Below are 16,755 nucleotides of genomic sequence, written 5' to 3'. Positions count from 1 at the left end.
GCCGGACATGACGGACAATGGTGGGATGACTGTCGCACCGGCCCTGTCCCTGCCCGCGCCCGACGAGGTCGCCGACGTCCGGCTGGTCGCCGTCGACATGGACGGGACGCTCCTGGACGCCGACCACGAGCTCCCGCAGGCGCTGGGGCCGCTCCTGGAGGAGCTCGCCCGCCGGGACGTGCTGTTCTGCCCGGCGAGCGGTCGGCAGTACGCGAACCTCGCGGCGCGCTTCGGCGACGCCGGCGCGGACCTGCCCTTCATCGCCGAGAACGGCGCGTACGTCGCGCGCGGCGGCCGCGAGATCAGCTCCGACGTGCTGGAGCGTGACGTCGTCCTGCAGGTCGTCAGCGCGGTCCGGGGGCTGGCGGGCTCAGGTGCGGACGTCGGCGTCGTCGTGTGCGGGAAGCGGTCGGCCTACGTCGAGCGGCGCGACGCCGCCTTCCGTACCGAGGCGGACCGCTACTACACGCTGCTGACGGTGGTGGACGACGTGCTCGCGGTCGACGACGACGTGCTCAAGGTCGCCGTCTTCGACTTCGCGTCGGCCGAGGACACCGTGGTGCCGGCGCTGCAGGCCTTCCGAAGCACTCACCAGGTGGTGGTCTCCGGCGCGCACTGGGTGGACGTGCTGGGTGCGACCACCCACAAGGGTGCCGCCGTCCGCCGGCTGCAGGAGGCGTACGGCATCACGCCGGCGCAGACCATGGCATTCGGCGACTACCTCAACGACGTGGAGATGCTCGAGGCGGCCGGGCTGTCCTTCGCCATGGCGAACGCCCATCCGGAGGTGCTGAGTCGGGCGCGCTTCGTCGCTCCGCCGCACACGGACGACGGGGTGGTGCGGACCGTCGCGGGGCTGCTCGGGATCGACCTCCCCGGGGTCGCTCCGCTGCCGGACCGCTGATCGCGGCCGCCCGGAGCCGCGTCAGGCGGGCAGGACCCGGGCGAGGGAGTGCAGGGCGGCGAGCGGGTCCGGCCCGGCCGGGAGCAGGACCACGGCGTCGGCCCCCGCGCTGCTGAGATCACCCAGGCGGCGCCGCGCGTCCTCGGGCGTGCCGACGACGGCGAGCTCGTCGACCCAGGCGTCGGGCAGCGCGGCGGCGAAGGCGGCGACGTCCGCGTGCCGGGCGCACAGCTCCGTCAGCTCCTCGGCGAACGGCAGACCCACGAGGTGCGCCGCCGCGTCCGCCTCTCCCACCCAGCGCAGCGCCACCCGCGCGCGGTCCCGGGCGACCGCGGCGTCGTCGTCGACGGCCGCGACCTCGTAGGCGACGACGCGCAGCCCGGCGCCGCCACCCGCCTGCTCCCGCGCGGCGCGGACGTACGCCGGCGTGCCGGGCTCGGCGAGCACGACGCCGTCGGCGCGCTGCCCGGCCACCGCCAGCGAGCGGGGCCCGCGCACACCGGCCAGGACGGGCGGCGGCACCGCGGGCGGGGACTCGAGCCGGACGGCGTCGAGCCGGACGTAGCGTCCGTGCGTCGTCACCTCCTCGCCGTGCAGGAGGGAACGCAGGGCGGTGAGGTGCTCCTCGAGGAGCGTCAGGGCGCTGGCGGGCCACGCGCCCACCTGGCGCATCCACCCGGGCATGCCGTGTCCCACGCCGGCGACGAGCCGCCCGGGGTAGAGCTCCGCGAGCGTGCCGAGCTCCAGCGCCTCGAACGCGACGTTGCGGGCCGCTGCGGGCAGGATGCCGACGCCGACGCGCAGGGTCGACGTCGTCGCGAGCGCCACGGCCGCCTGTGCGATGCCGCCGCGGAAGAAGCAGTCCTCGACCACCCAGAGCTCGTCGAATCCGAGCGCCTCGGTGTCGCGCACGAAGGCCGGCAGGTCGCGGGCGGGCAGGTCGCGGGGGAGCAGGGCTCCCACGCTCATCGGGTGGGACGTCATGACTTCCTCCTCAGGAGAGCCGGAGCACGAGCTCCGTCAGCAGGGGCGCGACGACCAGGGCGGGCAGCATCGCGGCGACGGGGAGGTCCTCACGGACGCGCAGCAGGCGCAGGGCGATCCCGACGAGGAGCAGCCCGCCGGTCGCCGTGAGCGCGGCGATGTGCGGCTCGGGGAGGAACTGGCCGAGCAGCATGCCCAGCACGGTGAGCGCGCCCTGCACGACGCCGACGGAGAGGGCGGACATGAGGACGCCGACGCCGAACGTCGAGGCGAAGGCGAGGGCGGCGAACCCGTCCAGCACGGACTTGAGCAGCAGCTGCTCGATCCCGCGGCCCAGGCCGTCGGAGAGGCTGCCCAGCACCGCGAGCGGGCCGATGCAGAAGAGCAGGGATGCGGAGAGCCAGCCCTCGATGAACCGTTCACGGCCGGCGAGGTCCGCGCCGCTCCACCGGCGCGCGGTCCAGGTGTGGACCTTGCCGCCCAGGCCTGCGAGCCGCTCCTCCAGCCGCAGGAGCGACCCGGTGATGCCGCCCACGAGCAGGGAGCCCAGGACGACGAGGACCGGCGCGCCCGTGGGCAGGGCGTCGACGTAGGCGGCGTCGGTGACGGCGACCGCGGACAGTGCGGCGATGAGCAGCGTGACGAGGCCCAGGCTGTCGGTGACGACGCCGCGCGTGCGCGCGTGCAGCCGGTTCCCGACCGCGATCCCGACAAGGGAGCCGACGACGATCGTCGTCATGTTGATGAGGGTCCCGAGGCCCGGGAACGCGCCGTCCACGCGGGAACTCTAGGCGGTGGCAGGCGGGGCGCAGGACGAGGTGGACCAGGGTCATTGGTCCGTGACGCGCGCGCCGGGGAGTGCGACGATCGGAGCGACGCGGGCGCGACGGGGCGCTCGCGCTCCAGGAGGTGACGACGCACATGTCCGACACGACGGAGACCCTCTGCCACTGGGAGCAGGTCCAGCGCCGCTGGAAGTGGGAGTGGGCCAGCTACCACCCTCACGCCACGGTGTACTGGGCCGCCGACTCCGAGGACGGCACCACGGAGCTGCTCGACCAGGCGGACCTTGCGGCGTCGCCGCCCGACGTGCGCGTGGACCTCTGCTACGGCAGCCGGTGGGAGAAGGTCTCCGGCACCGGCACGAACGTCGTGGTGGCGACGGTCGACCTGCCGGAGGGTGTCGAGCCGGCCGGCGAGGGCTGGCGCTCGGCCGTCCCGGTCGGCTGAGACTCCCGGTCCGGGTCGGCCAGACTCGGGCCATGGATGCCGGTGCCGTCACTGTCCGCCTGCCGTACCGGCCACCGCTGCACCACGACGGCCTCATGGCCTTCCTCGGCGCGCGGGCGATCGCCGGCATCGAGGTGGTCGACGGCGACACGTACCGCCGGGTGCTGCGGCTGTCCGGCGGTCCTGCCGTGGCGGAGGTCCGCCCCGGGACGCGGGCGGGGCCGCCGCACCTCGAGTGCACTCTGTGGCCGAGCGACCGCGGCGACGTGCCCGAGGCGGTGCGGCGGCTGCGGCGGCTGCTCGACCTCGACGCCGACCCGGTCCTCGTCGACGCCCACCTGGGCGCGGACCCGCTGCTCGCACCGCTGGTGTCCGACGCCCCGGGGCGGCGCTCGCCGGGCGCTGCGGACGGTGACGAGCTCGCCGTGCGGGCGGTGCTCGGTCAGCAGGTGTCGGTGGCGGCGGCGCGGACGCTCGCGGGGCGTCTGGTCGCGACCCTGGGGGAGCCGCTCTCCGCCCCGCGCGACGGCCTGACGCACGTGTTCCCGGACATGGCGACCCTGGCTCGTGCGGGGGAGGAGCAGCTGCCCGCCATGCCGACCAGCCGTCGCCGCACCCTCCAGGCGCTCGCGGCGGGCGCCGCCGCGGGCGCGCTGCGGCTGGTCCCGGACGAGGATCCTGACGAGGTGGAGCGTCGGCTCCTCGCCCTCCCGGGGGTCGGTCCCTGGACGGCGGGCTACATCAGGATGCGCGCCCTGGGGGACGGGGACGTCTTCCTGCCGACGGACGTCGGCGTGCGGAACGCGCTGCGCCGCCTCGGGTGCGCGTCGGACCCGGTGGGCGCGGGCGACCTGGCGCAGGGGTGGGCACCCTGGCGGTCGTACGCGCTGCACCACCTGTGGGCGTCGGCGGCCGTGCGGGCGTAAGGGCGACCCGCCCGCCGACGCGTCCGGCCCAGGGCCCGTCCAGGGCGGTGTCAGCTCCTGTGGACGACCACCGGGGTGCCCAGGGGCGCCCCCCAGGCGTCCCAGATCCAGTTCATCGCGGCATTCGACACACGGACGCACCCGTGGGAGGCGGGCCAGGGCGGCACGGAGGTCGAGCCGTGGACGGCCCATCCCTTGTGGAAGTACTTCGGTCGGTACATCGATCCCAGCTCGAGCGTCGACTCGTGCATCCCGTCGATCTGCCGGACCAGCTCGTAGCTGCCCGTCGGTGTGATGGCCTGCAGCTGACGGCCCTGAGCGGTGTACGTCTCACCGTTCCCTGACGACGCGTTGACGATGCGCGTGACGACCCCGTCGTCGACGGCGAGCAGGATCTGGCGGTCCAGGTCGATCTCGATCACCCGACCAGCTGTGGTGCGCGGTGTCGGGCGCACCCCGGCATCGAGGGCGGCGCTCGTCGCCGGGCCGACGATCCCGTCCCGGGTCAGCCCGGCGACCTTCTGGAGCGCCCACACGGCCTGCTGCGTGCCGGCACCGAACTCGCCGTCGACACGGGCGATGAAGTAGCCCAGCTCGTCGAGGCGCTGCTGCAGGGCCAGGACGGCCTCGCCGGCGTCCCCGCGACGCAGTGCGGCGGGCTCGGGGTTCGCCGGGGCAGCTGGGGACGCCTCCTCGGTCGGCTCCGGCGCCGGCGGTGCGGGTGGGACGGTCTCGCTCGGCTCGACCGGGGGTTCGACGGGTGGGGTCGCCTCGACCGGTGGGGTGGGCTCGACCGGTGGGGTGGGCTCGGCTGATGGGGTGGGCTCGGATGGGGGCGTCGGCTCCGCTGGTGGGCTGCTCGTGACGGGTGGGGTGGGTCCACCGGTGCGGGGGAGGAGGCGTCGCCGGGGGACGGGCGAGCCGACGGAGCGGACGTCGCCGCCGCTCCCGGCGCGCCCGGCGCCGTGGTGCAGCCGGACAACGAGGCCACCGCGCCGACGAGGACCCCGAGCGCACCGGCCAGTGCCCTCTGTCGCCTCGTCCCGGCAGACGACGACGTGGCGTGGATCGACATGGCTACCCCCAGCTCGGACGGCCGCGTGCCGACCGCTACCTATCCTTACGTGCGGGCGGCCCGGATCGTTGGGTCCTGCATGTGCACGGCGTGGCAGACCGTCTAGTCGGGTGACCTCAGGCGCTTGACCTCCGACCGGTGCTTCTTGGCCGCGAGTCGACGCTCGTTGGACCCTCGGGTCCGGCGGGTCGCTCGGCGCTCGGCCGCGGGCGGGCTGATCGCCGCGGCGACGAGCGCAGCCAGCCGGCTCTCGGCGGCAGCCCGGTTGCGGCGCTGCTCGCGGTGCTCGGATGCCGTGACGGTGAGCACGCCGTCCACCAGGCGTGCACCGAGGCGGTCGACGAGCCGCTCCCGCTGGGCGTCGGTGAGGACCGAGGAGGACCTGACGTCCCACAGGAGCTCGACGCGCGAGTCGGTGGTGTTGACCCCCTGACCGCCCGGACCGGAGGACCGGGAGAACCGGACCGCGAGCTCGGCGCGCGGGATGACCAGGGAGGGCGTCACCGTGATCCCGGTCCTCATGCAGCGATCGTCCCATCCCTCCGACCGAGCGCATGCTCGACCTCGGTCGGCGGTATGCACCGGCATGCGCGCGGCGTAGCCTCTCGATCACCAGAGGACCAGCTGGGACCGAGCCTGTGGAGCGACGATGCAGCCCGTGAGCAGGACCGAGCCTCCGTCTCCGCTCCCGCAGGGACGTGTCGACGTCGCCCTCGGGCACGAGCGCGCCTCGCTGATCCTGGTCGGTGAGGTCGACGTCGTCCTCGTCCCGGACCTGCACACGGCCATCGATCATGTCGTCAGCGCCGGCCTGCCCGTCGACGTGGAGTGTGCCGAGCTCACGTTCATCGACTCGTCCGCGGTCGGCTGCCTGTCGCTCCTGGCACAGTCCGTTCCCGAGCGCCCGCGGGTCCTGGACGCGCCACCCATGCTGGATCGACTTCTGCGGATCACCGGGATAGACGCGCTGCCCCTGATGGAGCCCTGACGCGGTAGCACCACCCTGACAGTGGTCCCCGGGGTGAGGGCGGTGCTCGTCGTCCCGCCCCGGCGGTCCATCAGCGGCACCGTCGGCGGGGAAGCTCCCGGATGGCACGCGAAGCCCGGGGGTTCTCTCGCCTGTCGCACCTGTATCGCAGGTTCGGGAAAGACGAAGGCCCCTCGGTCAGCGCTTCCGCTGGTGAGGGGCCGTTCTCGTGTTGCTCCCGCGACTGGACTCGAACCAGTAACCGTCCGATTAACAGTCGGATGCTCTGCCAATTGAGCTACGCGGGATCGCGCGGTTGGCAATGCTACCTGAACTCCACGGGTGGCAGGACACCGGCGTGTCGCGCCGGCCACCACGTCCGGGAGGGCCGCGCAGCACCTCAGCGCAGGCCTGCGGCCTCGCGGACCCGGGCCTCGGCGGCGTCCACGGCCGCGGCCGTCCGCGGGTCACCGAGGTCGACGTCACCGGCCCCGATCACCTGGGTGATCAGCGAGCCGTCGTCGGTCCGGCGCAGGACGACCCGCACGGTGCGCCCGCCGCCGAGCTCCACCTTCTCGCCGTGGACCACCGAGGACTGCACGCGGTCGTGGACGGCACGGGCGAGGTCCCGCGCCGCCTCGGCGACCAGCGGGATCCGCGTCGTCGGCGTGCCGTCCACCCAGGTGACGGTGAGGTCCCCGGTCGCCGGGTCCAGGCGCGCGCCGTCGACGTCGACCCACGCCCGGCGCAGCACCTCCGCCCCGTCCAGCACGACGAGGACGGCGCGCGTCGCCACGACCCAGCCGTCGTTCGTCGTCCGACCCACGGCCAGCGGCCTGTCCCTCTCGGCGAGCCCCAACCGGTCACGGACGTCGTCGGGCAGTGGGGGGCGTCGGCGACGCAGGAGAGGCATGGCACCACGGTAGGTGGTGCCATGCCTCCGCGTGCCATGCCCTCGGCGTTCCCGGCCGGCGCGGTCGCCCGGCGGCAAGGCCAGGCGCCGGGCGTTCAGCGCGGCTGGGCGGGGTTCGTCGGCACGCCATGCGACGGCGGGTTCTGCGCGGGGCCCTGCGTGTCGGGGCCGACCTTGCTGCCGCCGTCTGGCGCGGGTGCCGCGGCGGGGGAGAGGCCCGCCGCGTCGCCGCCGGACGGCACGGCGCCGTCGGCCAGCTCCCGGAGGCGGATCTCGAGGACCTGCAGGACCGGCAGTCGGCCGCCGTGAGCGCGCTCGTACGAGATGAGGCTGTCCACGTCCTCTGCCTCGAGCGATCGGATGCGGTGGGCGAGGCCGGTGACCGGCAGGTGGTCGTAGTCAGGGATCGGCAGGGCGTCGCGTGCTGGGACGTCACTCATGAGGACCTCCTCGTGGGACGGGTGCGGACCCGATCGACCCTAAGGAGGGTGGGCGTCGGGCGCGCGGCGGGCACCGTCGTCCGCCGACGCGACACCGTTGAGCATCAGCCGAGCTACTACGCCCGAGGGTGGGCCAGGTGGGGCTTGAACCCACGACCGACGGATTATGAGTCCGCTGCTCTGACCGGCTGAGCTACTGGCCCTCGCGGTGCGTCAGGCTAGCAGCGGGCGCTCACACCCGAGCGGCGCCCGCGGCCCGCGAGCCAGGAGTGGGCGCCCGCGCCGACGCCTGACAGTCGTGCGCCCGGTTCGACACGTTTGTCGCGGTCATGCGGGTGAAAATCCGTCCCGCTGCTGGTCGCGGCAACCGGATCCGCACAGACTGCGACCATGGACGACCTCGTGGTGATGGTGACGGATGCGGACGTGCGCGCCGCGCGCGACGCCATCCGGCGAGCGCAGCTGGACCGCGCGGAGCCTGAGCGGCAGGCGCTCCTGCGGCGCGACCTGGAACAGCTGTACCGGCTCCAGGCACGCCAGATGATCGAGGAGTTCCGCCAGCGCGAGCCGCGCTGAGCCGGTCCGCTGCTCACGACGGCGCATGCCGTTCCAGGAACGTGAAGACCTCCGTCTGGTCGACGCCCGGGAACGCGCCGACCGGCAGGGCCGCGAGCATGCTCGCGTGCGGGCGGGCCGCCGGCCAGGCGCGGCCCTCCCACCGCGCGGCGAGCTCGCCGGGCGGGCGGCGGCAGCACTCGGGCTCCGGGCACCGCGACACGGCACGCTCCGTGGTCTCCCTCCCGCGGAACCACCGCACCTGGGCGAACGGCACGCCCACGCTCACCGAGAAGGTCCCGTCCCCGCCGGCCTGGACGCGTGAGGTGCACCAGTACGTGCCCGTCGAGGTGTCGGTGTACTGGTAGTAGGGGCTGAACCGGTCGGGCACCGCGAACACCACGCGGGCCGTCCACCGCCGGCACACCGGCTGGCCCTCGATCGCGCCCAGCGCGTCGCTGGGGAAGCGGACGCCGTCGTTCTCGTACGCCTTGTGCAGGGTGCCGTCCTCGTGGACCTTCATGAAGTGCACCGGGATGCCCAGGTGCTTGGTGGCGAGGTTCGTGAACCGGTGCGCCGCCGTCTCGTACGGCACGCCGAACGCGTCCCGCAGGTCCTCCACCGACAGGCGCCGCTCGTCCTTGGCGGTGCTCAGCATCGCGACGGCGGCCTCCTCGGGCACGAGCAGCGCCGCGGCCAGGTAGTTCGTCTGGACCCGCTGCCGCAGGAAGTCGCCGTAGTCGGCGGGCTCGCCGTGCCCCAGGACGTGGGCCGCGAGGGCCTGCAGGACGACGGACCGCGGGTCGGTGGACGCGCTGGGCGCCTGAGGCAGGTAGATGCGCCCGTGTGCCGTGTCGGTCACGGACCGCGTCGAGTGCGGCAGGTCGTGCACGTGGTGCAGCGTGAAGCCGAGGTGGGCGGCGATCTCGGCGGTCGCGCGCTGCGAGAGGGGACCGCCCCGGTGCCCGACGGCGGCCAGCAGCTCGCGCGCGTGGACCTCGAGGTCGCCGAACCAGTTGTCCTGGTCACGCATGGTGGCGCGCAGCTCGGTGTTCGCGCGGCGTGCCTCCTCCGGGGTGGCGGCGCGCTCGGTGAGCAGGCGGCCGATCTCCCGCTGCAGCCCGACGATCGCCTCCAGCGCGTCCGTCGGCAGCGACCTGCCCGCCTTCACCTGCGGCAGGCCCAGCGCGGCGTGCAGCGGCCCGCGCTGCGCGCGCTCCAGCTCGATCTCGAGGGCGGCACGGCGGCTGGGCGGCTCGGGCGACAGCAGGTCGGCCAGGGTCACCCCGAGCGCGGTGGCGACCTGCTCCAGCAGCGAGAGCCGGGCCTCACGACGCCCGTTCTCCAGGACCGAGAGCTGCGACGGTGCGCGCCCGACGGCGGCGCCCAGGTGCTCGAGGGTCATGCCGCGGTGCGTGCGCAGGTGGCGCACCCGCCGTCCGATGACGAGCGGGTCGACCGCCGTGCGGGGCGCGGCCGGGGTCAGGGGTGCCGGTGCCATGACTCACGGTGGCACGGCGGCCGTCGTCGCCGGGAGGTTCTCCTGCGTAGAAGAACGCGGGTTCTTCTGCTCCTCGCGTCGGTCAAGAGCGGTTGACCTTGCCCCACCGTGGTGCACACAGCCGACGAGGCGACCGCTCGACATCGAGGAGAAGGCCATGACGACCACGTACGAGACCACCACCACCCGGGCCGGAGGCACGGGCGTCGTCGGCGCCGCGCAGGGGGCGGCACCGGGGGGCCGCGCGGACCACCGTCGCGACGCCGACGCGCTCGCCCGGGCCTGGGCGGAGGACCCGCGCTGGGCCGGGGTCCGGCGAGACTGGACGCCGGACGACGTCGTCGCGCTGCGCGGGTCGGTGGGGGAGGAGCACACGCTCGCGCGCCGCGGCGCGGAGCGTCTGTGGGAGCTGCTGCACTCGCGGGACCTCGTGGCGGCCCTCGGTGCCCTCACGGGCAACCAGGCCGTCCAGCAGGTGCGCGCCGGCCTGGAGGCGATCTACCTCTCCGGCTGGCAGGTCGCGGCGGACGCGAACCTCTCCGGCCAGACGTACCCCGACCAGAGCCTCTACCCGGCGGACTCCGTGCCCGCGGTCGTGCGCCGCATCAACAACGCGCTGCTGCGGGCCGACCAGATCGAGACCGCCGAGCGCGGCGTGCCCAGCCGCCAGTGGCTCGCCCCGGTGGTCGCGGACGCCGAGGCGGGGTTCGGCGGCCCGCTCAACGCCTACGAGCTCATGCGCGGCATGATCGCCGCGGGTGCGGCCGGCGTGCACTGGGAGGACCAGCTCGCCGCGGAGAAGAAGTGCGGGCACCTCGGCGGCAAGGTCCTCGTGCCGACGTCGCAGCACGTCCGCACCCTCAGTGCCGCCCGGCTCGCGGCGGACGTGGCGGACGTCCCCACCGTCGTCGTCGCGCGGACCGACGCCCTCGGCGCCGACCTGCTCACCTCCGACGTCGACGAGCGCGACCACCCGTTCCTCACCGGGGAGCGCACCGCCGAGGGCTACCACCGGGTCCGGCCCGGCCTGGACGCGGTCGTCGCGCGCAGCCTCGTGTACGCCGAGTACGCGGACATGCTCTGGGTCGAGACCGGCGAGCCGGACCTCGCGCTGGCCCGCGAGTTCGCCGAGCGCATCCACGCCCGCTTCCCGGGCAAGCTCCTGGCGTACAACTGCTCGCCGTCGTTCAACTGGCGGGCCCACCTCGACGACGCCACGATCGCGCGCTTCCAGCGCGAGCTGGCCGCGTACGGCTACCGCTTCCAGTTCATCACCCTGGCCGGCTTCCACGCGCTCAACCACTCGATGTTCACGCTCGCCCGCGACTACGCGGTGAGGGGCATGTCCGCGTACGTCGAGCTCCAGGAGGCGGAGCTCGCCGACGAGGCGGTCGGCTACACCGCCACCCGGCACCAGCGGGAGGTCGGCACCGGCTACTTCGACCGGGTCGCCACCACGATCGACCCCACCAGCACGACGACGGCCATGGCCGGCTCGACCGAGACGGCCCAGTTCACCGGGCCGTCCTCCCCGCACGCAGGTCCGCACCACGGAGGGCAGCAGCGATGACGACGACGACGTTCCCGCGCACGACGACCGGCGGCGTCCCGGCGCCGACCCGGTCGACGAGCCCGTCGACCACCTCCTCGACCACCACCGGCAGGACCGCCACGCTGCGCGTCCTGGGTCCGCAGGTGCCGGGGTCACCGGAGGTCCTCACCGCGGACGCGCTGGCGTTCGTCGCCGAGCTCCACACCCGGTTCCTCGCCCGCCGCAACGAGCTCCTCGCGCTGCGCCAGGAGCGGCGGCAGCGTTTCGCCGACGGCGTGGACCCCGGCTTCCTGCCGCACACCGCGCACCTGCGCGCCGACCGCACGTGGCGGGTCGCCGGCCCCGGCCCCGGCCTGGAGGACCGGCGCGTGGAGATCACCGGCCCGACGGATCGGAAGATGACCGTCAACGCGCTCAACTCCGGCGCGCAGGTCTGGCTCGCCGACCTGGAGGACGCGACGTCGCCGACGTGGCAGAACGTCGTCGGCGGTCAGCTCAGCCTGTACGACGCCTTCCGCGGACAGCTGGACTTCACCACGCCGGAGGGCAAGGAGTACCGCGTCGGGCCGCGGACGCCCACCGTCGTCATGCGACCCCGCGGCTGGCACCTCGCGGAGAAGCACCTCGCGTTCGCGGACCGGTCCGGGCAGGAGGTGGCGGCGTCGGCGAGCCTCGTGGACGCGGGTCTGTACCTCTTCCACAACGCCCGGCTCCTCGTGGACGCCGGTCGCGGCCCGTACCTCTACCTGCCGAAGCTCGAGAGCCACCTCGAGGCGCGCCTGTGGAACGACGTCTTCGTCGCGGCGCAGGACCTGCTCGGCCTGCCGCACGGCACGATCCGCGCGACGGTCCTCATCGAGACGCTGCCCGCGGCGTTCGAGATGGAGGAGATCCTCTGGGAGCTGCGGGACCACTGCGCCGGCCTCAACGCGGGACGCTGGGACTACCTGTTCAGCGTCATCAAGACCTTCCGGTCCCGCGGGCGCCGGTACGTCCTGCCGGACCGGTCGACCCTGACCATGACCGTGCCGTTCATGCGTGCGTACACCGAGCTGCTCGTCGCCACCTGCCACCGCCGGGGCGCGCACGCGATCGGGGGCATGTCGGCCTTCATCCCCGACCGCCGCGACCCGCAGGTCACCGCACGGGCGCTGGAGCAGGTGCGGGCGGACAAGGAGCGGGAGGCGGCGGCCGGCTACGACGGCACGTGGGTGGCGCACCCCGACCTGGTGCCGGTCGCCCGAGAGGTCTTCGACGAGGTGCTCGGCGCGCGGCCGCACCAGCTGCACCTGCTGCGCGACGACGTCGCCGTGACCGCTCGGGACCTTCTCGACGTCGGTTCTGCGGCCGGGCAGGTCACCAGCTCGGGCGTGCGCAGCAACGTCTCCGTCGCGCTGCGGTATGTCGAGTCGTGGCTCCGCGGGACGGGTGCGGCCGCGATCGACCACCTCATGGAGGACGCCGCCACCGCCGAGATCTCCCGGTCCCAGCTGTGGCAGTGGATCCACCACGAGGTCGTCACGACGGACGGCACGCGCATCACGCGCCGCTACGTCGAGTGGGTCCTGGCCGACGTCCTGGGGCGGCTGCCTCGGCACGACGGCGACCGCTACGACGACGCCGCCGACGTCCTGCGCCAGGTCGCGCTCGAGGAGGAGTTCCCGACGTTCCTGACGTTGTGCGCGTACTCGCAGCACCTCGTCGGGCTCGCGCAGGACTCACCCGTGCAGGACCGGCAGGGGTGAGCCGCGCCGCGCACGGCGCGGATACCGTGTGCCGATGACGACCCTCCCGTCCGGAGCCACCTCGAGCAGGGCCGTCGGCCTGGCGGCCCTGCTCGGCGCCGCCGGCGCGCTGCACCTGGTCAGGCCACGACCCTTCGAGCACCTCATCCCGCGGCGGCTGGGGTCGCCGCGCGCGTGGGTCCTGGGCAGCGGCGTGGCCGAGCTCGCGTGCGCGGGGGCCCTCGCGCACCCGGCGACCCGGCGGCAGGGCGGGTGGGCGGCGGCCGCGCTCCTCGTCGCCGTCTTCCCCGGCAACGTCACCATGGCGGTGCGGTCGGGTCGCGGGAGCCGGGCGTACCGGGTGGTCGCCTGGGCGCGGCTGCCCCTGCAGGTGCCCCTCGTGCTGTGGGCGGCACGGGTGGCGAGAGAGGGGCGGTAGCCCTCAGCCGGCGACGGGCGTGCTCATCACCGTCGTGACGAGGAAGAGGAGCGAACCACCGGCGAGGCCGGCGACCGCGAGGCGGAACGTCCGGCGCTCGTCCTCGGCCCGGCCCGCCTGACCCTGCCGGTAGGCGATGACGAGCAGGGCGGCGCCGGCGAGGGTGAGCACGGCGCCCAGGGCGAGGGTCAGCGGTTGCACCGGACCAGTGTGCCCGCAGACGCGACGAGGGCCGGGGCGCTGCTCGCACCCCGACCCTCGTCCGTCACCCGACGGGCATCCGGCCTCGCGGCCGGACCCGGCCCCTGCTCAGGCTCAGAAGCGGTTGGTCCCGTTGACCGGTGTCTCGGTCTCGTCCGTCCCGGTGGTCGTGAACGTCCCGAGCTCGTCCGGGGCCGTGGGCGCACCGGTCGACGCGTCCGCTGCGTGCTGACCGCCTGAGCCGCCGCCGAAGGGGAGCTTCTCCTTCAGCTCCGGCGCCTTCTCCTTGACGAACCCGGCTGCCTGCTCCTGCACGCCGGACACCTTCTCCTGCAGCTTCGGGTTCTCCCAGACCTTCTGCGCCTGGAGCTTGATCTTCTCGAACTGCTGACGACCGGCACGGGTGCCGAGCACGTAGCCCACCGCACCGCCGGCCAGGAACACTGCCTTGTTCTTCATCGCTGATCCCCTCTCGTTCGCGTGGGGGCGCCGCGAGGGCGCCGTCCCCAGGACCCCAACGTAGGTCGGCGCGACACGGATCGCGCGCTGGGACGACGCCGGCGGGGCGGCGCCCGGACGTCCCGTCAGGGGGTGCCCGGGCGTCGTCGTCCCGGCGCCGTGAAAGGATGACGGCCATGGCGATGAGAGAGATCCGCACCGTGGGCGACCCGGTGCTGCGGACTCCGTGCGACCCCATCATCGAGGTCGACGACCGTGTGCGGTCGCTCGTGGAGGACCTGCTCGAGACGGTCGACCACGAGGGGCGTGCGGGCCTGGCCGCCAACCAGATCGGCGTCGGCCTGCGCGCGTTCTCGTGGAACATCGACGACGAGATCGGGTACGTGCTCAACCCCCGCATCGTCGAGCTGTCCGAGGAGGAGTACCAGGACGGCGACGAGGGCTGCCTGTCGGTCCCGGGACTGTGGTTCCCGACCAAGCGGGCCTGGTACGCGCGGGTGGTCGGGGAGGACCTGGACCGCAAGGAGGTCGTCGTCGAGGGCGTAGAGCTCATGGCCCGGTGCCTCCAGCACGAGGTCGACCACCTGGACGGCACCCTGTACCTGGACCGTCTGGAGCGCTCCGTGCGCAAGAAGGCGATGCGCGCCCTCCGGGAGCAGCTCGCCTGACGTCGGCCCCGCCGGACGCGCCCGCCCTGGTGCTGGCGTCCCCGCCGGTCGTGCGGCATGCTGGGCGCTGGTACGCCGCCACGGTGGGTCCAGCTCAGCAGTCGATCGCCTGACAGTCCCGAGGTCGTTGGGGAAGACGAACCTCGACCATCAGGAGGATCGACATGGCTGGTGCCATCACCCGCGGTGTCCTGTTCGTGCACTCCGCACCCCGTGCCCTGTGCCCCCACATCGAGTGGGCGGCCGGCGGGGTCCTCGGCGCGCGCCTCTCCCTGGACTGGACCGAGCAGCCGGCCGCGCCCGGCATGTTCCGGGCCGAGCACTCCTGGCAGGGCGCGCAGGGGACCGGCGCACGGATCACGTCCGCGCTGCGGGGGTGGGCGCACCTGCGCTACGAGGTCACCGAGGAGGCCAGCCACGGCTCCGACGGTGGCCGGTGGAGCCACACGCCGGAGCTCGGCATCTTCCACGCCGTGACGGACGTGCACGGCAACACCCTCGTCCCCGAGGACCGGATCCGGTCCGCGCTCGAGCACGCCGCCGACCCTGAGCGGCTGCGCCGCGAGCTCGACGTCGCCCTCGGGCAGGCGTGGGACGACGAGCTCGAGCCGTTCCGCTACGCCGGTGCCGGCGCGCCGGTACGGTGGCTCCACCGCGTGGGCTGACCAGCCACGCCTCCCAGACCGCCGCGGCCGACGCACGCCGTCCGCCCCGGCGCCTCGTCCGGGCCGTGGGGGCGGCACCCGGACGACGCAGCGCCCGGCACCTCAGGTGCCGGGCGCTGCCGCGTCTCTGGTTGCCCCGTCTCTGGTCCGCGCTGCTCCGCCCATGTGCCGGAGCCCGCGCCAGGCTCGGCGTGTCAGGCGGAGGTGACCACGAGGGCCACGTTGTGCCCGCCGAAGCCGAAGGAGTTGTTGATCGCCGCGATGCTCCCGGCGCGCAGGCTGCGCGGCTCCCGCACGAGGTCCAGGACGAGCTCGGGGTCCGGCTGGTCGACGTTGATGGTCGGGGGAGCGGTCCGGTCCTGCACCGCGAGGACCGTGAAGATCGTCTCCAGGGCGCCGGCGCCGCCGAGCAGGTGACCGGTCATCGACTTCGTGGCGGACAGCGCGACGCCGTCGGCGGCCCCGCCCAGCACGTCCCGGACGCTGCGCGCCTCGATGAGGTCGCCCACGACCGTGGACGTCGCGTGGGCGTTGACGTGCACGACGTCCGCGGCGGACACCTCGGCGTCCTGCAGCGCCGCGCGCATCGCCGCGATCTGACCGCGGCCGCTCGGCTCCGGGGAGGTCATGTGGTAGCCGTCGGCGGACAGCCCCACCCCGGAGAGCCGTGCGTAGACGCGGGCGCCCCGCGCCGCGGCGTGCTCGGCGCTCTCCAGGACCACGATGCCGGCGCCCTCGCCGAGGACGAAGCCGTCACGCTCGACGTCGTAGGGCCGTGACGCCCCGGCGGGGTCGTCGTTGCGCAGGGAAAGGGTCCGGGAGGCCGCGAACGCGGCGATCGGCATGGGGTGGATCGCCGCCTCGGTGCCGCCGGCGACGACGACGTCCGCCCGGCCGCTGCGGATCATCTCGATCGCGTACCCGATCGCCTCCGCGCCGGACGCGCAGGCCGAGACGAGCGCGTGCGCACCGGCACGGGCACCGAGCTCCAGCTCGACGTACGCGGCGGGGGAGTTGGGCATGAGCATCGGCACGGTCATGGGCAGCACACGGCGGGCGCCCTTGGCGCGCAGGGTGTCCCAGGCGTCCAGCGTCGTCCAGATGCCGCCGATGCCGGACGACACGACGACACCGAGGCGCTCGCCGTCGACCTCGGGCGCACCCGCGTCGGCCCAGGCCTCGCGCGTCGCCACGACGGCGTACTGCGCGGACGGGTCCATGCGCTTGGTCTCCGGCCGCGGCAGGACGTCGGCGGCCGGCACGGCCAGCTGCGCCGCGAAGCGGACCGGGATCTCGTAGGTGTCGGCCCAGTCGTTCTCGAGGGTCCGGGCGCCGGAGGTGCCGGCGAGGGCGGCCTGCCAGGTGGACGGCACGTCCCCGCCGAGCGGCGTGGTCGCGCCGAGGCCGGTGACGACGACGTCGGGTGCGGGGGTCACGGTTCCTCCAGGGTCGCGGCGGGCCGCGGGACGGGTGTCGCGGCGGGCCGCGGGAACGGGTGTGGGGCTGGGCCGTCGGGCTGTGCGGTCGGGTGGGCCGGCCCGGTCGCGTCACG

The 16,755-nt window shown here is 74.3% G+C and carries 20 protein-coding genes and 2 tRNA genes; 10 read left to right on the top strand and 12 right to left on the bottom strand.

Features of this window, described 5'->3' with window-relative positions; translation table 11 throughout:
* The first annotated feature begins 25 nt into the window (after positions 1-25).
* Positions 26-904 carry a Cof-type HAD-IIB family hydrolase gene (locus LG379_RS11915; protein ID WP_225754740.1) on the top strand — a complete coding sequence of 293 codons (879 nt, stop codon included), beginning with the start codon at positions 26-28 and terminating at the stop codon, positions 902-904.
* A gap of 21 nt (positions 905-925) precedes the next feature.
* Here LG379_RS11915 and LG379_RS11910 read toward each other — a convergent pair whose 3' ends face one another.
* Positions 926-1,888, bottom strand: a complete 963-nt coding sequence (locus LG379_RS11910) for an LLM class flavin-dependent oxidoreductase (RefSeq protein WP_225754739.1) — start codon at positions 1,886-1,888, stop codon at positions 926-928.
* Between the two features lie 10 nt (positions 1,889-1,898).
* On the bottom strand, positions 1,899-2,666 hold the full coding sequence (locus LG379_RS11905; protein ID WP_225754738.1) for a DUF554 domain-containing protein: 768 nt from the start codon (positions 2,664-2,666) through the stop codon (positions 1,899-1,901).
* 143 nt (positions 2,667-2,809) lie between these two features.
* On the opposite strand from LG379_RS11905, the gene LG379_RS11900 reads away from it, so the two are divergent.
* Positions 2,810-3,118 carry a hypothetical protein gene (locus tag LG379_RS11900; protein WP_225754737.1) on the top strand — a complete coding sequence of 103 codons (309 nt, stop codon included), beginning with the start codon at positions 2,810-2,812 and terminating at the stop codon, positions 3,116-3,118.
* 32 nt (positions 3,119-3,150) lie between these two features.
* Positions 3,151-4,044, top strand: coding sequence for a DNA-3-methyladenine glycosylase (locus LG379_RS11895; RefSeq protein ID WP_225754736.1), 894 nt, complete (start codon positions 3,151-3,153; stop codon positions 4,042-4,044).
* Positions 4,045-4,094: 50 nt separating this feature from the next.
* Here LG379_RS11895 and LG379_RS11890 read toward each other — a convergent pair whose 3' ends face one another.
* Positions 4,095-4,637 carry a L,D-transpeptidase family protein gene (locus LG379_RS11890; protein WP_370634517.1) on the bottom strand — a complete coding sequence of 181 codons (543 nt, stop codon included), beginning with the start codon at positions 4,635-4,637 and terminating at the stop codon, positions 4,095-4,097.
* A gap of 584 nt (positions 4,638-5,221) precedes the next feature.
* Complete coding sequence (gene arfB, locus LG379_RS11885) at positions 5,222-5,641, bottom strand: alternative ribosome rescue aminoacyl-tRNA hydrolase ArfB (RefSeq protein ID WP_225754735.1); 420 nt, start codon at positions 5,639-5,641, stop codon at positions 5,222-5,224.
* 136 nt (positions 5,642-5,777) lie between these two features.
* On the opposite strand from arfB, the gene LG379_RS11880 reads away from it, so the two are divergent.
* Positions 5,778-6,107, top strand: coding sequence for an STAS domain-containing protein (locus LG379_RS11880; protein WP_225754734.1), 330 nt, complete (start codon positions 5,778-5,780; stop codon positions 6,105-6,107).
* 214 nt (positions 6,108-6,321) lie between these two features.
* Here LG379_RS11880 and LG379_RS11875 read toward each other — a convergent pair.
* From LG379_RS11875 to LG379_RS11860, 4 genes are all read right to left on the bottom strand, one after another.
* Positions 6,322-6,394: transfer RNA gene (locus tag LG379_RS11875), tRNA-Asn, on the bottom strand.
* Positions 6,395-6,486: 92 nt separating this feature from the next.
* Positions 6,487-6,999, bottom strand: a complete 513-nt coding sequence (locus tag LG379_RS11870; RefSeq protein WP_225754733.1) for a hypothetical protein — start codon at positions 6,997-6,999, stop codon at positions 6,487-6,489.
* 95 nt (positions 7,000-7,094) lie between these two features.
* Positions 7,095-7,439 carry a hypothetical protein gene (locus tag LG379_RS11865; protein WP_225754732.1) on the bottom strand — a complete coding sequence of 115 codons (345 nt, stop codon included), beginning with the start codon at positions 7,437-7,439 and terminating at the stop codon, positions 7,095-7,097.
* A 129-nt stretch (positions 7,440-7,568) separates the two neighbouring features.
* A tRNA-Ile gene (locus LG379_RS11860) sits at positions 7,569-7,642 on the bottom strand.
* Positions 7,643-7,829: 187 nt separating this feature from the next.
* Between LG379_RS11860 and LG379_RS11855 the strand changes: the two genes are divergently transcribed.
* The gene (locus LG379_RS11855; protein WP_225754731.1) at positions 7,830-8,015 is read left to right on the top strand and encodes a hypothetical protein; all 186 of its coding nucleotides are present in this window, start codon (positions 7,830-7,832) and stop codon (positions 8,013-8,015) included.
* Between the two features lie 13 nt (positions 8,016-8,028).
* On the opposite strand, the gene LG379_RS11850 is transcribed toward LG379_RS11855, so the two are convergent.
* On the bottom strand, positions 8,029-9,495 hold the full coding sequence (locus LG379_RS11850) for a helix-turn-helix domain-containing protein (protein WP_225754730.1): 1,467 nt from the start codon (positions 9,493-9,495) through the stop codon (positions 8,029-8,031).
* A gap of 157 nt (positions 9,496-9,652) precedes the next feature.
* Between LG379_RS11850 and aceA the strand changes: the two genes are divergently transcribed.
* Genes aceA through LG379_RS11835 form a run of 3 tightly spaced genes read left to right on the top strand, consistent with a single transcriptional unit; the run spans position 9,653 to position 13,210 of the window.
* The gene (gene aceA, locus LG379_RS11845; RefSeq protein WP_225754729.1) at positions 9,653-11,065 is read left to right on the top strand and encodes an isocitrate lyase; all 1,413 of its coding nucleotides are present in this window, start codon (positions 9,653-9,655) and stop codon (positions 11,063-11,065) included.
* Positions 11,062-12,792, top strand: a complete 1,731-nt coding sequence (gene aceB, locus LG379_RS11840) for a malate synthase A (protein WP_225754728.1) — start codon at positions 11,062-11,064, stop codon at positions 12,790-12,792. Before aceA ends, aceB begins: the two co-directional genes overlap by 4 nt.
* Before the next feature lie 34 nt (positions 12,793-12,826).
* The gene (locus tag LG379_RS11835; protein WP_225754727.1) at positions 12,827-13,210 is read left to right on the top strand and encodes a DoxX family protein; all 384 of its coding nucleotides are present in this window, start codon (positions 12,827-12,829) and stop codon (positions 13,208-13,210) included.
* A 3-nt stretch (positions 13,211-13,213) separates the two neighbouring features.
* Here the strand turns inward: LG379_RS11835 and LG379_RS11830 are convergent, their stop codons facing one another.
* Both LG379_RS11830 and LG379_RS11825 read right to left on the bottom strand, forming a co-directional pair.
* Positions 13,214-13,411: a hypothetical protein gene (locus tag LG379_RS11830; protein WP_225754726.1), complete on the bottom strand. Its 198-nt coding sequence runs from the start codon at positions 13,409-13,411 to the stop codon at positions 13,214-13,216.
* A 114-nt stretch (positions 13,412-13,525) separates the two neighbouring features.
* Positions 13,526-13,870 (bottom strand): YtxH domain-containing protein, encoded by a 345-nt coding sequence (locus LG379_RS11825; protein WP_225754725.1) that lies wholly within the window; start codon positions 13,868-13,870, stop codon positions 13,526-13,528.
* A 176-nt stretch (positions 13,871-14,046) separates the two neighbouring features.
* On the opposite strand from LG379_RS11825, the gene def reads away from it, so the two are divergent.
* Together def and LG379_RS11815 are read left to right on the top strand one after the other, a co-directional pair.
* Positions 14,047-14,538: a peptide deformylase gene (gene def / locus LG379_RS11820; RefSeq protein ID WP_225754724.1), complete on the top strand. Its 492-nt coding sequence runs from the start codon at positions 14,047-14,049 to the stop codon at positions 14,536-14,538.
* A 164-nt stretch (positions 14,539-14,702) separates the two neighbouring features.
* Positions 14,703-15,203: a DUF3145 domain-containing protein gene (locus tag LG379_RS11815; RefSeq protein ID WP_225754723.1), complete on the top strand. Its 501-nt coding sequence runs from the start codon at positions 14,703-14,705 to the stop codon at positions 15,201-15,203.
* A gap of 194 nt (positions 15,204-15,397) precedes the next feature.
* On the opposite strand, the gene LG379_RS11810 is transcribed toward LG379_RS11815, so the two are convergent.
* Positions 15,398-16,639, bottom strand: coding sequence for a beta-ketoacyl synthase (locus LG379_RS11810; protein WP_225754722.1), 1,242 nt, complete (start codon positions 16,637-16,639; stop codon positions 15,398-15,400).
* Between the last annotated feature and the right edge of the window lie 116 nt (positions 16,640-16,755).

It is taken from the genome of Actinotalea sp. Marseille-Q4924, from assembly GCF_916618755.1.
Lineage (GTDB): Bacteria > Actinomycetota > Actinomycetes > Actinomycetales > Cellulomonadaceae > Actinotalea.
The sequence above is the reverse complement of the archived record's forward strand: the minus strand, read 5'-3'. Positions and strand labels throughout refer to the sequence as shown.

What these genes read in the sequence shown, in the direction of transcription:
- LG379_RS11910 (WP_225754739.1), bottom strand. Translation starts at nt 1,888, where the DNA reads ATGACGTCCCACCCGATGAGCGTGGGAGCCCTGCTCCCCCGCGACCTG.
- LG379_RS11915 (WP_225754740.1), top strand. Translation starts at nt 26, where the DNA reads ATGACTGTCGCACCGGCCCTGTCCCTGCCCGCGCCCGACGAGGTCGCC.
- LG379_RS11835 (WP_225754727.1), top strand. Translation starts at nt 12,827, where the DNA reads ATGACGACCCTCCCGTCCGGAGCCACCTCGAGCAGGGCCGTCGGCCTG.
- arfB (WP_225754735.1), bottom strand. Translation starts at nt 5,641, where the DNA reads ATGAGGACCGGGATCACGGTGACGCCCTCCCTGGTCATCCCGCGCGCC.
- LG379_RS11900 (WP_225754737.1), top strand. Translation starts at nt 2,810, where the DNA reads ATGTCCGACACGACGGAGACCCTCTGCCACTGGGAGCAGGTCCAGCGC.
- LG379_RS11855 (WP_225754731.1), top strand. Translation starts at nt 7,830, where the DNA reads ATGGACGACCTCGTGGTGATGGTGACGGATGCGGACGTGCGCGCCGCG.
- LG379_RS11865 (WP_225754732.1), bottom strand. Translation starts at nt 7,439, where the DNA reads ATGAGTGACGTCCCAGCACGCGACGCCCTGCCGATCCCTGACTACGAC.
- LG379_RS11815 (WP_225754723.1), top strand. Translation starts at nt 14,703, where the DNA reads ATGGCTGGTGCCATCACCCGCGGTGTCCTGTTCGTGCACTCCGCACCC.
- def (WP_225754724.1), top strand. Translation starts at nt 14,047, where the DNA reads ATGGCGATGAGAGAGATCCGCACCGTGGGCGACCCGGTGCTGCGGACT.
- aceA (WP_225754729.1), top strand. Translation starts at nt 9,653, where the DNA reads ATGACGACCACGTACGAGACCACCACCACCCGGGCCGGAGGCACGGGC.
- LG379_RS11850 (WP_225754730.1), bottom strand. Translation starts at nt 9,495, where the DNA reads ATGGCACCGGCACCCCTGACCCCGGCCGCGCCCCGCACGGCGGTCGAC.
- LG379_RS11895 (WP_225754736.1), top strand. Translation starts at nt 3,151, where the DNA reads ATGGATGCCGGTGCCGTCACTGTCCGCCTGCCGTACCGGCCACCGCTG.
- aceB (WP_225754728.1), top strand. Translation starts at nt 11,062, where the DNA reads ATGACGACGACGACGTTCCCGCGCACGACGACCGGCGGCGTCCCGGCG.
- LG379_RS11825 (WP_225754725.1), bottom strand. Translation starts at nt 13,870, where the DNA reads ATGAAGAACAAGGCAGTGTTCCTGGCCGGCGGTGCGGTGGGCTACGTG.
- LG379_RS11870 (WP_225754733.1), bottom strand. Translation starts at nt 6,999, where the DNA reads ATGCCTCTCCTGCGTCGCCGACGCCCCCCACTGCCCGACGACGTCCGT.